12 protein-coding genes are annotated in these 12,167 nt (G+C 51.9%); 4 read left to right on the forward strand and 8 right to left on the reverse strand.

Annotated elements, in window-relative coordinates:
• Positions 1 to 41 precede the first annotated feature (41 nt).
• The 7 genes from ECL_RS19795 to ECL_RS19825 all read right to left on the reverse strand — a co-directional run bounded on the left by ECL_RS19795 (position 42) and on the right by ECL_RS19825 (position 6,687).
• Positions 42 to 1,052: a TauD/TfdA family dioxygenase gene (locus ECL_RS19795; RefSeq protein ID WP_013098374.1), complete on the reverse strand. Its 1,011-nt coding sequence runs from the start codon at positions 1,050 to 1,052 to the stop codon at positions 42 to 44.
• Positions 1,053 to 1,139: 87 nt separating this feature from the next.
• Positions 1,140 to 1,679, reverse strand: coding sequence for a LeuD/DmdB family oxidoreductase small subunit (locus ECL_RS19800; RefSeq protein WP_013098375.1), 540 nt, complete (start codon positions 1,677 to 1,679; stop codon positions 1,140 to 1,142).
• Positions 1,669 to 3,024: a 3-isopropylmalate dehydratase large subunit gene (locus ECL_RS19805; protein ID WP_013098376.1), complete on the reverse strand. Its 1,356-nt coding sequence runs from the start codon at positions 3,022 to 3,024 to the stop codon at positions 1,669 to 1,671. Before ECL_RS19805 ends, ECL_RS19800 begins: the two co-directional genes overlap by 11 nt.
• Positions 3,025 to 3,132: 108 nt before the next feature.
• Positions 3,133 to 4,359 (reverse strand): MFS transporter, encoded by a 1,227-nt coding sequence (locus ECL_RS19810; protein WP_013098377.1) that lies wholly within the window; start codon positions 4,357 to 4,359, stop codon positions 3,133 to 3,135.
• The gene (locus tag ECL_RS19815) at positions 4,356 to 4,961 is read right to left on the reverse strand and encodes an L-threonylcarbamoyladenylate synthase (protein ID WP_013098378.1); all 606 of its coding nucleotides are present in this window, start codon (positions 4,959 to 4,961) and stop codon (positions 4,356 to 4,358) included. Before ECL_RS19815 ends, ECL_RS19810 begins: the two co-directional genes overlap by 4 nt.
• Before the next feature lie 12 nt (positions 4,962 to 4,973).
• The gene (locus tag ECL_RS19820) at positions 4,974 to 6,200 is read right to left on the reverse strand and encodes an HlyD family secretion protein (protein WP_013098379.1); all 1,227 of its coding nucleotides are present in this window, start codon (positions 6,198 to 6,200) and stop codon (positions 4,974 to 4,976) included.
• A 10-nt stretch (positions 6,201 to 6,210) separates the two neighbouring features.
• Positions 6,211 to 6,687: a YbhB/YbcL family Raf kinase inhibitor-like protein gene (locus ECL_RS19825; protein ID WP_013098380.1), complete on the reverse strand. Its 477-nt coding sequence runs from the start codon at positions 6,685 to 6,687 to the stop codon at positions 6,211 to 6,213.
• Positions 6,688 to 6,922: 235 nt separating this feature from the next.
• Between ECL_RS19825 and ECL_RS19830 the strand changes: the two genes are divergently transcribed.
• Both ECL_RS19830 and ECL_RS19835 read left to right on the forward strand, forming a co-directional pair.
• On the forward strand, positions 6,923 to 7,702 hold the full coding sequence (locus ECL_RS19830) for an L-threonylcarbamoyladenylate synthase (RefSeq protein WP_013098381.1): 780 nt from the start codon (positions 6,923 to 6,925) through the stop codon (positions 7,700 to 7,702).
• A 38-nt stretch (positions 7,703 to 7,740) separates the two neighbouring features.
• Entirely contained in the window at positions 7,741 to 8,334 is a 594-nt protein-coding gene (locus ECL_RS19835) for an L-threonylcarbamoyladenylate synthase (protein WP_013098382.1), read from the forward strand.
• Here the strand turns inward: ECL_RS19835 and ECL_RS19840 are convergent.
• The gene (locus ECL_RS19840) at positions 8,318 to 9,232 is read right to left on the reverse strand and encodes a LysR family transcriptional regulator (RefSeq protein WP_013098383.1); all 915 of its coding nucleotides are present in this window, start codon (positions 9,230 to 9,232) and stop codon (positions 8,318 to 8,320) included. The two genes, ECL_RS19835 and ECL_RS19840, sit on opposite strands and share 17 nt — an antisense overlap.
• A 340-nt stretch (positions 9,233 to 9,572) precedes the next feature.
• Between ECL_RS19840 and ECL_RS19845 the strand changes: the two genes are divergently transcribed.
• Both ECL_RS19845 and ECL_RS19850 read left to right on the forward strand, forming a co-directional pair.
• A complete protein-coding gene (locus tag ECL_RS19845; protein WP_077681899.1) occupies positions 9,573 to 10,979 on the forward strand; it encodes an MFS transporter in 1,407 nt (468 codons plus the stop codon).
• Between the two features lie 359 nt (positions 10,980 to 11,338).
• The gene (locus tag ECL_RS19850; RefSeq protein WP_013098385.1) at positions 11,339 to 11,695 is read left to right on the forward strand and encodes a hypothetical protein; all 357 of its coding nucleotides are present in this window, start codon (positions 11,339 to 11,341) and stop codon (positions 11,693 to 11,695) included.
• Positions 11,696 to 12,167: the final 472 nt, after the last annotated feature.

Genomic DNA, 12,167 nt, shown 5'->3' on the forward strand with positions numbered 1-12,167 from the left:
ACCTCAGGAATGCGGGCTTTTTTATACCAGCAAGGTCACCCTTACTCGGCGACCACAAACCCCGGCAGATCGGCATCGAAGTAGTTATGATACATATTCATCACCTCGGGATTACGGAAGCTGTAGGTTTTCAGCAGCCAGCGTTTTTCCGCTGAGTATGGATCTCTCACCTGGATGATTTCCCGGTTGTGTAAAGAGTCCTGATTGGCGAAGGAGAACAGGTCGCCTTTGTTAATAGCAACGCGGCCTTTTGCCGCTTTGGTGATGGCCACCTTAAGGTCAATTAATGCTTTGATCGCCTCTGCTGGCGCATCCGGAGAATACGTTGTGCGTGTGTCGTAGTAACGGAAAGTATGAATATTCTCCAGGATCGGATGCAGCTCAGAATCAATCTGGCTGGCGTTCGAGTCGCGAGAGTATTCATCAAAAGGGGTAATAAAAAGTGGCTTTCGTAACCACTCCTGGGATTCAGCCTTCAAATTATCCAGAATCGCTTTACCGTCCAGGTAGCCGGTAAAAATCAGGTTTTCTTCGCTGCAACGCATGCCTAATAAACTGAGAAAATCAGCACGTACCGGGTGAGCGGTGCGATCGTTGTGGTAATAAAGTTCGCCGTCCGTTTTTTGCGTTTGTGTGTTGCTGTATTTTTTGTCGGCATAAACATCATGGAAAAAATCACCGTTGTTGCGCGTACGGTAGGCCAGTAACGGGGAGTCGGTGAGCTGTGCGAACAGCTCCAGCAGCGCCTCTCCTACAAAGGTGAGCTTTTTGGCGTACTTATCGTTAACGGGATTGGACTGATCAAATTCAGGAATGATGGTGTCGAGTGGTACGTTTTTTAATAAATGCGCGTTAATGCCTTGATCCTTGCGCTCTTGCCTGACGCGCTCGCAGGCCTGAACAAAAAAAGTGGGCACCAGACCATTTTCGATGAGTTCGGTGATGGACTGCTTGAAGAGTTTGTAGTCTGTATAAGGGCTGATGGTGACACGGCTGATAAGTTTTGATAGCTCATCTTTTTGAAGATCGTTAAACTCTAGCTGGGTGATCATAGTTTGATTGCCTTATGTACGCTCAAAACAGACGCTGCACCCTGAGAAAGTAAGGCGTCTTGTTTTGAGTCTTATGGTTGTATTGGATTAAATCTTTCCTGTTTGCCTTGCGTAAGCGAACAAGCCACCGGCGGCGACAATGTTCGCAAGTTCCCCTACCGGAGCGGTTTTCAGAATCCCATCAGCAGTACCAATCTGATGAGCGTCTAAATCGATTTCAATGGTATCCCCCGTTTTCAGCGCACGGATATCACAGCCTTCATTCAGCGTGACGGGCATGATTTGCCCCGTGGATACACAGTTACGGAAAAATATGCGGGCGAACGACTGGGCGACGACGGCCTTCACGCCGGATGCTCCCAGGGCCACCACCGCATGCTCGCGCGATGAGCCACAGCCGAAATTTTTCCCGGCCACAATAAAGTCATAACCGGCTCGCTGCGTCTGCGGGTTAATAAACGGCAGCGCCCCTTCCGGCAGTCCGCACATGGCGAGCGTTGCCAGCTCTTCACGCCCCTCGGCAGAGGCCGGGTTAATTTTCAAATATTCAGCCGTTAATATCTGGTCGGTATCGATATTGTCGCCTAACACATAAACTGTACCGCGCATTACGTTATTAATAGTCATTAGTTAAGTACCGTTCTGGATTAGTAATAAAACCGGTCACTGCCGCAGCAGCCACTGCATAAGGAGAGGCCAGATAAATCATCGCGCCTTTATTTCCCATCCGCCCCACAAAGTTACGGTTGGTGGTGGAGATCACGCTTATCGGATCCCTGACTCTCCCAAAGGTGTCCGCTGGCCCGCCACAGCAAGCCGCGCAGCCGGGTTCAGAAGATAATTTAACGCCAGCCCGGGTCAGGATTTCATACACGGATCGGCCCTTCACCTGGGTGGTGATCAGATTATGAAAAACCTCTTTGGTCGCGGGAACGGCGTAGGTTGGGATGGCCACCTTGCGCTGCCACAGTATTTCCGCAGCAGCGATAAAATCATCCGTTTTACCGCCCGTGCAGGAGCCAATATAGGCTTGCGAAATGGCAATATTTTCCAGTTGTGCCACTGCCACCACATTATCCGGGGAGTGTGGCCGCGCAATCACGCTGGTTAATGCCGAGACGTCAATATCAATCGTGCGGACGTAATGCGCGTTTTCATCAGGCGCCAGCACGGAATACGGGACGGTAGTTCTGGTCGCCAGGTAATCCAGCGTGGCCTGGTTTGGCACCATAATGCCGTTTTTAGCCCCGCACTCCACAACCATATTGCACATCGTCATTCGCTCTTCGACCGATAATTCATCGATGACGTTGCCGGTAAATTCGATGGCATTATAGGTCGCCCCTTCCACGCCCAGCTCTTTCATTAACACCAGAATTAAATCTTTCGCCTGAACGCTTTTCGCTTTTTTACCGTAGTAATTCACTTTTATGGTGGCGGGGACCATCAACGGGATCTCCCCCGTACCCAGGGCATACGCCCCGTCGGTGATCCCCACGCCAATGGCGAAGGTGCCAAAGGCCCCGGCGGTCACGGTGTGAGAATCGGTCCCCAACAACACCTCTCCCGGCCGGGTGTGTCCCCCTTCCGCCAGGCCGATATGACACACGCCTTTATAGTCCGGGGTGCCCACATCATAAAAATGGGTAATATTTTGCGCTTTTGCGAATTCCCGCATTACCCGAATATTTTGATTCGCCTGCGGGTCGGCGGAATAAACAAAGTGGTCAGGGATCATAATAAAGCGATCCGGATTCCAGACTTTTGCCTCTTCACCAAATTCTTTTTTAAATACGCTGGCGACGCCAGGCGTGCAGGGATCGTGGGACATTAATACATCAACATTCACGAAAAGCACTTCACCCGGTGAAACATGCGATCTCTTGCTGGCTCTGGCGATTATTTTTTCGGTTAACGTCATCCCCGGCTTTATATTTACCGACGCATAATCATCAGTTTCGTGAATATTCATTTTTCTCTCCTCTTTATCTGATGGGGAAATTACACCGTACAGAGGAGGGGCTTTCAACGGGAATCCGTTATTCGTCAGATTAGTTTCATTTTGCGTATGAATTGTTCCTCAGGTGGAACTGTGCTCCCCGCTGCGCAAATTCTTTAAGTAAAGCAGTGCAGATATGCATACCACCAGAATATAGATCAGGCAGAAGATCAGCATCAGCGTGGAAAAGTCCCGGCTCACCAGCAGCCACGCCCCAACGGCCAGTAAAAAAGCATTGGCCAGCCCGAAATCACGCTCCATGCGCCCGAACACGCGCATACGTTCATCCGGGGTATTGGCAGAGAGATCGAGGTTAGCAAGCGTGACGGGCCGGATCGTCCCGGAGCCAAACCCCAGCAGCACCAGCGCCAGCAGCCCGGAGACAAAATAGTCCATGCCTCTCGCTGCAAGCCATTCATTGCTGGCAAAAAGCCCCAGCGCCGCCGTCATAAAAAGGCTTGTCGTCGCCAGTAACGCCGTTACCCCAAACCGTGCGATAAACGGCCCGGCTATTTTGATCGCCCCCCAGGACGAGAGTGTAAAGCAGCTCAGCACGGCACCGAAAAGCAGCGGGTCGACGTTCACCATAATAAAGTAGAACGGGATAAAGCCGATGAACGGCGCCAGCGTAAAAGCGCGTGAAATGGAATAGAACAGCATCCAGAAGAGCTGGTCCCCTCTGGGCGAAAAAGAGACCCGCTCAACAGGCCGGGCTGATTCGGGCTCTGCCTCCTGCACGCGAATCAACGCCACGCATCCGGCGGAGATAACGCTCACCACAATGGCGGCGATAAACGGCCACTGGGGGTTGTAGTCAAACAGAATACTCCCCAGCGATCCGGCGATCAGGGTGGCAATAAACATCCCGCTTTGCGACGTGGTCTGGATCTGCATAAACCGGTGCTGATCGCCTGCGGTGAGCTGGCGCAGCAGGGCCGCATCCGTGGTCAGCGCAATGGTAAATCCCGCGCCGCCAAGCAGCTGCGACACCACCAGCAGAGGGAGGCTGACCTCACTTTGCCGGGTGCTCCAGAGCATCAGCGCCATTCCCAGCGCCTTCATCAGTTCGCCTGCAATCACCGTCTGTCTGGGTGACAAGAAGCGCAGCAGCCAGCCGGGTATGCCGCTGCTGAAGGTGCTGGTCAATCCATACAGCGCCAGCAGGAAAATAATCCGGTACATCCCCATGTCTATTGTCCAGAAATAGAGCAGCAAGACGGGAAGATGGAAATAGCAACGGGAAATAATACGGTAGGCCAGGAACAGGCCATGGTTGCCAGACCCGGGATGTAACCGGCGCGTCGTCATGACGCCAGCATCGCCATAATATCCATATCTCCCGCACGAAGGATTTTAATCTCCTTCTCCAGTAACGAGACGATGGTGCTGGAGACCGTTGTCACCGGACGCTGGACTGCGGGCAGAATATAGCCCACACGGTCGCCAAACGTCTGGCGGGCGGCATCAATGTCGATCAGGCAGTCAGACTCCACGCCGGAAAGATTGGCAGAACTCATCCCCAGCGGGCGGCCAAACAGCGCAATCACCTCTCGCAACACGCTCTGATGATTGCACACCAGAGAGATGGATTCCGGCTTCAGATACGGGTTCTGCGGCACATTGTCCGATGCCGGAACCACCACATTCAGCGCGCCGGGCATGGCACCAATCAGTTTGTCGAGCGCAGCGCGGTGCTGGACCTTATCGACGGCGATGTAATCCCATGCCTGCGCCGGTTCCGCGACGAAAAGCGTCAGCGGTTTCTGTCGTTCGCGTTTTTTGAGATCGTAAATTTTCTGGCAGGCGTCAATGTTCCACGGGTCTGCCGCCAGGGCGTAATTCGTGTCCGTGGGGACCAGAACCACCTCGCCGCGCTTCAGGGCGGCGACCGTATTGTGTATATGCTGCATCTCTTTTCCTGTTTAAATGTTGACGGTTACGCTACGGCCCGCGAGGCAGAAACTGGCGGGATCCGGCACGTCTTTCCAGTCGATATCGATATGTGCAGTCAGCACTTTCACGGGCAACTGCCGGCGCGCGATTTCAGGCGGGGGCTGTACGTCCCTCTCCCCGACCGCCACGCGTCCACTCCCTGCGCGGAGGGTTCTTATCGTTCCTTTCCAGCGCGTGGCGGATGCGGTGGTCAGACGCACCGTTACCGCCATCCCCGGGCGCAGACTGCCGGCGTCAGCCTCATCAAAAAACGCCTCTACCCAGCGGGTGCGGCAATCCAGAATGCGCACAATCGGGGTGCCGTTCTGAACGCTCGCACCACTCTCCTCCGTCACGTCCCAGATCACGCCGTCCGTGCTGCTGTTGAGCGCCGCCTGCTGACGGGAGTGAAGGAGCGCAGCGACTTCCTGAATGCTCTGCGTCGTCGCCTGCTTGCGGGCAATCAGCTGTAGCTTCTCCTGCTGCATATTCTCGATAGTGAGCGACATATCGCGCTGATTCTGCTGTGGCGCATCCAGCGTTCTTGGCCCTGTCAGCTGAAGGCCGGATTTGGCGGCATTCACGTCCAGTAAACGCTGACGGAGCTCGGCCGCTTTCGCCTCCTGGCTGGCCTGCAACACCCGCGTGTTGTTCTTACGCTCTTCATACTCCATGCGGCTGATGAAACGCTGCTGGTAGAGATTTTCATAGCGCTGAAGCTGCTGTCGGGAGAAGGCAGTTTGCGCCGTAATCGCGCTCAGCTCCTCCTTCAGTTGCACAAACGTGGCAGCCGATTGTTTCTCACCTAACTGCTGCTGCATCCTGCTCTCGGCGAGGTACTGCTGCCGCTGCTGCTGATAAACCTGCAGTCGTTGATCGATCCCCGAAATTTGCTTGTCGAGTTCAGCAAGCTGGATCTCCAGCGCGCTGCGCTGGGCCACCAGGCCGGGGATCTGGTCGTTCGCCTGCGTGGTGACCACATTTCCCAGCGATTGCCGGGCCCGGACCGCCTGTCCCGGCGCGATGTTCTTCGCCAGCACCAGCTGTCCCGGCAGCGGGGAGAGCACCGTGGATATTCGGCCATTGATAAAGGCCTCCTTGCTGGAGACCCCCATTCCCGCAAAAAACAGCAGAACAATGGCCACCAGCACGCCACCCGCCACGCCCCATTTGAGCAGGCTATGCCGGGCGAAAACCGCTCTGATTCGGTTAATCACACACGCCTCATTAACGCTTATACAGCGTGACGACGCTGGCTTTCTCAAGGGTATGCATGTTGATGAGGAAACGTATCACCGCGTTTGGCAGATCCGGCGTCACGCCCAGGTCATCGCAGCTCAGGGCGTGCAGGGTGAAGATATAGCGGTGCGGAATATCCCCCTCTGGCGGGCAGCAACCGCCGTAGCCAGGCGCACCAAAATCGGAGCTGGCGTGTTTGATGTCGGGTGTGTTCGCCGGGTTTCCCGCGCCTGCCGCAAGCCCGGTCAGGCTGGCAGGAATGTTATACGCCACCCAGTGCCAGAAACCGCTGCCCGTTGGCGCATCAGGATCGTACGCGGTTACGGCAAAACTTTTGGTTCCCTGCGGGACATTTTCCCAGGACAAGGCGGGCGAGACATTATCGCCATTCCCCCCAAAATTATGATATTCGTTCGCTTTGGAGAGAAAAGCGTAGTCACTTAAACCTGCAATAGATACTTTCATAGCGTTAACCTCTGTTTGAAAATCGGTATTTACCGGTGGGTTGTTCTATTGGTAACCGATTGAAAGCAAAACCGGTAACAGAATTAACCAACCCGGCATATTGCCCAGGAATAACGCGATATTGTTCCAACACTGAAACAATGCGGTGAAAATTTCTCTGCTGATTGCGAAGCCTCTTATTACACGACATCCTTTCCCTAAATTTATGACACCAGTGCGGTGCAGGGAGAATTGAATGATGAATAAGAAAGTCGCGTGGAATGGTCAGGTTCAGCCGGAAGCGATTAACGTATTATCGGCTGAAGGCGGAATGATTGTTTGCCCTACGAAAGTGGGTTATATCATTATGACCTCAGATAAAGAGGGGCTGGAGAGAAAATTCGAAGCCAAACAGCGAAACCGTAATAAACCCGGCGTGGTATTGTGCGGCAGTATGGAACAGCTGAAATCGCTGGCGGAGATGAACCCGGAAATCGAGGCATTTTATCAGGCCCACTGGGATGCAGACGTATTACTGGGCTGTATTTTACCGTGGCGAGAAGATGCCATCGCCAGATTACCCGATAACGGCCTCAAAGAGCTGATGATGGACGGCAGAAAAACAAGCTGCTTCGTGATTAAATTTGGCAAACCCGGCGAAATGATTGCTAAAGATCTGTGGGAAAATCATCAGAAATTCTCTTTTGCCAGCTCGGCGAATCCGTCAGGAAAAGGCAACCGCGGCATGGTGGAATTCATTGGGGAACGCATCGAATCGCGTGCAGACTTAATTATTTGTGCCAACGAGTACGTTAAGTCTATACAGCCTGATGAAACCCAGGAGAGTCGCTATGAACAAGGCGTGATGGTGTCCATGGTGGACAGCGAAGGGAAACTGGTCCCTGAACAGGGTAGTGCCAGAAAAGTGACCCCTTGCCCGGTATTAATTCGCAAAGGTCTCGACGTGAATAAAATTATTAATTTCATGTCCGCCCAGTTTAATACCTGGGACTATCGCCACGGCGATTACTATTAATTTTTGGGTTTAACCGCGTCACAGGGATATCGATAATCATGTCATTTATAGACAAGGCCATTACCGTATTGCGTAATAGCGGGATCATCCTGATCCCTACCGATACCCACTTTGCCCTGGCAGCCGATCCTTACAGCCCGGATGCCGTGGAAAAACTGACGCTGTTAAAAAGATCGCCCTGTACCAGAGAGATGACGTTTTGCTTCTGCGAACTGGCGGACATATGGGAATGGGTGGATGTCAGCCCGTGGCAAAGAAGCAAAATTGAAATGCTCAGCCGGGCCTGCTGGCCCGGCACCCTTAAAATCAGCCTGCGAAAGAAACAGCGCGCCGATTTTCTTCCCGGCGCAGGCGATATTCTCCCGGTCGTCTGCGTGAAAAACAGTCAGATGCGAACCATCATCAGCCGCTTAGGCAGGCCGCTGGTGGTGATCCCGGCAGGGTATCCGCAGGATGAGGGCGATCTTGTCAGTTTTACCCTCGCCCGGGAAGACATGGGAGACTGTGTCGATCTGGTTGTCCCGTCCAACTGCAAAAACCCCAGCCGTACCGCCACCACGCATATCTCTTTGCTGGATGACAAAGTCTCGATCCTGCGTCATGGCGAGCTGGATATCAGTAGCCTGCTTTGACCTCGGCCCCGGCGATCAGCTGCTGAAGTTCGTCGCTAAAGCGTTTAATGCCTGAGGTCATCGTGTTTTTATTTTTGGACAGTAGCCACACTTTATATTCATCCATCTGCCAGCCGGGTAAAAGCCGGACCAGTTTCCCGGTGGCGAGGCTTTCTCGCGCAATGTAATTGGGCAAGTAAGCAATGCCGAGGCCGGAAAGCGCCATGCTGATCAGCGCCACGCTGTTGTTGCTTCTGAAGCGGCTATGAACGTCAATATTGACCTTCTGTTTCTCTTTTCTGAACGGCAGCGAAACCGTACGCGCCACACCGCGAAACAGAATGTAGTTGTGGGCCGGGAGATCGCCCGGCGTCAGAACAGGACGCATCCGGGCGATACAGTCAGGGGTGGCATAAAGCCCCCACTGGATGGAGCATAAAAATTTGGTGTGCTCATGGGTTGGCGTGTCCTGCGCCACAATGATAGAGAGATCGTACTGGCTCTCTTTGATATCCACCGCTTTATCCGATAAATCGAGATCGACGTTGGCCATAATATTTCGTTCTAAGTACGCATTTAATGCTGGCACAACATACTCTTTTCCGAACGTCACCGGGGCAAGTATTTTTATTGTCCCCGCTGGTTCCTCATAATAATCCCGTATAAAGCGTTCTGCGGCGCGCAGTTCATTCAATATTTTGAAGCAGTGCTGATAGTAGCTCAGCCCCAGCTCCGTAATCTCTATTTTCCGGGTGGTGCGCTTAAGCAGCATTGCACCAATACGTTTTTCCAGCGTTGAAATATCCCGGCTAACTGATGACTTCGACATTCCCAAAGAGAGTGCGGCCTCGGTGAAGCTCAGGGTTTCGACGACACGCGCGAAAACCACCATCGGAATTAAATTCTCGATTTTTTCCATTCTACAATCTGCACCAGGTCAGCAAACATCACCCGATAATTAGTGGCAAAAGTCCTTGCTATCGTCAAGTGAAAATTTTCCAGCATTGTCGTTCTGCCCCGGCTCGATAATAACTCCGTAGCGCCGCACGGCTATTTTTCACCGCGTAACAAGAATATATTTTCTTCGAAAAATGGGTTAACTCAGAGGGTGAATATCCACGCACTAAAAGAAAAATATCTGGTTTTTTATGCTTTATTTATTGCTTCTGAATACGAATTAAAAATTTAAATCCGCTGATTTCCCTCTAGCATAACGACTCAGGGTGAATGTTACGAGAGGGTTAATCGTGAGTGAATGCATAGTTTCAGGTACACAGTGGGGGGCACAAAACCCCATCCGCGAGGACGATCTTGCGGCAAGGATCGATGCCTTACCGGCTTCCGCCGGACTTTGGCGATTCATCGCCTTGCTGTCCCTTGGCGGTTTTTTTGAGCTTTACGATCTGTTTCAGACAGGCTACATCAGCGCCGGTCTCATTGCTGATGGCATCTTCCACACCGGCCAGCAGGGCGTGTTCGGTATGGCCGACCAGGCCGCGTTTGCGTCCGCAACTTTTCTGGGGCTTTTTATCGGTGCCAGCCTGCTCAGCCCCTATGCTGATCGCATTGGCCGACGCGCAACCTTTATGTATGCCCTGCTCTGGTACGGGCTGTTCTCCCTCGTCATGGCGTTTCAGCATCAGGCGGAATGGGTGATCTTTTTTCGTTTTATGGTAGGCATCGGCCTCGGCGTTGAACTGGTTACCATTGATACCTATCTGACAGAGTGGGTACCTGCTCACCTTCGCACCCGCGCCTTTGCTTTCGCCTTTTTCATTCAGTTTCTCTCGGTTCCTGCCGTCGCGCTGATGTCATGGTGGCTGGTACCGCAGATGTGGTTTGGCCTGAGCGGATGGCGGTTCGTGGTGATCGCTGGCGCGCTGGCGTCCATCATTATCTGGCTGGTACGCAAGGGGCTGCCGGAATCTCCGCGCTGGCTGCTGCAGCAAAAGCGCTTTCATGAGGTGAGAACCGTCATGCAGGAGATGGAGAAGCGCTGCGGCAGCGGCGAACAGGCGGATTTCCCTCTCCGCGCCGGGCAGCACAACGAACAGGTTTCACTCAAGGGCAGGTTTAAAGATATCTGGTCTCCGCGCTACCGTGGCCGGGTTGCGATGCTGGTGGTGATGAATATCTTTCAGGCGATTGGCTTTTTTGGCTTCGGAAACTGGCTGCCCGCCCTGCTGTCCGGCAGCGGGACATCCGTCACGCACAGTTTGTTATACGCCTTTTTCATCACGCTGGCCTATCCTCTTGGCGCGCTTATCTGCAGCCGCTATGCCGATCGAATGGAAAATAAATGGCAAATCGTGTTGTCCTGTCTGACCACGGTCATCTTTGGTTCGCTGTTTGCGTTTCAGAGCAACCCACTGCTGCTCATTGCCTGCGGCTTTTTTATTACCTGGTCCAATGCCTGGCTGACTTACAGCTACCACTCCTATCAGTCAGAGATTTTCCCCACCCGTATCCGGGCGCGAGCGGTCGGCTTTTGTTACTCCTTTAGCCGTTTATCCACCGTCTTCAGCAGTATAATTATCGGTCTGATACTGCAATATAGCGGCTCAACGGCGGTCATTGCCTTTATTGTGATCAGTATGCTGATTGTTATGCTCACCATTGGTATTTTTGGTCCCAACACGCGCGGTATCGACCTGGAAAATATTTAATCACGGTGACTAATAAAATGCCGTCTTACAACTTGTGAGCGGCATCCATGATTATTTTCGCTGCCCTGTAGATAATAACGTTGCCCCTAATAACATCGGGCGGGAGCATACCAGGAAAACACGGATGAAATTTGCGCAAACAAGGAGAGAGCGATGTACAGACCCTTCACCATAGTATTTTTTATTCAACTGACGCTGGCAGCACTGGCTGAGATTGGATATCTCACGTTCGGTTAGCCTTTCGCATGAAATAGCGCCGTCATGGCCTCCACCCTTTTACAGTTTTTTCCTAAAGCCGCTTCGCTTTGTCTGTGACATGCTGAATCACGCTCATAACCGATAACGTAAATGAGGATATTATGAAAAAAACAATTATCGCATTGTCTGCCATTCTGCTGGCTTCTCCAGTATTTGCTGCGACCACACATGCAACTGATGATACCGTCGCCGCGGCGAACGCTAACGCCAACGAAGCGAAGCAAAAACTGCACGAAGAGCAGAACAAAGGTGAAGAGCTGAAGCTGAAACAGAAACATGCTGCAGAAGGTAAAAGCGAAAGCTTTGGCAGCAAGGTCAGCGAAGACTCACAGAAAGTCTGGCACAAAACCAAAGAAGGCACCGAGAAGGGTTGGGACGCCACCAAAGAAGGTGCTGAGAAAGGCTGGAACAAAACCAAAGAAGGTGCCAGCGAGCTGGAAAAGAAAGTCACTGAGTAACCGTCACACAGATAAAAAGGCCGCCTGCGCGGCCTTTTTTATTGCTTCAAATAAAGTCAGGCGTATTTTACCCCTCACCATTCTATTAAATATCGCCCGCTAGCAGAAAATTTAACCCTGTAAAAGAATATTTTTAAAATGCGAATAAATATAATATATCTTACATCAAAAACATTACCCTATCTTAAATCGCAATTAAGCAACCATAAGCAATCAATGCCAGAATACGATTAAAGTTATCACCTACCAATTATTTTCCCGCGGCAAAAACGCACAAAAAACCGACTCATCAAAAATGAATTAATCGCAAATAATCAATGGCTTACAAACTTTAAATTATAAACAAAATCTATAAAGCAATGCCCTCTTCACATCCTTGCGCCATGTTTACTAAAGCTTAATTTGCATATCCAGACTTTTCTGACTATATCATTTTCATACCGTCCCGGATTAATTCCTCTATTAAATACAA

Source organism: Enterobacter cloacae subsp. cloacae ATCC 13047, assembly GCF_000025565.1.
Taxonomy (GTDB): domain Bacteria; phylum Pseudomonadota; class Gammaproteobacteria; order Enterobacterales; family Enterobacteriaceae; genus Enterobacter; species Enterobacter cloacae.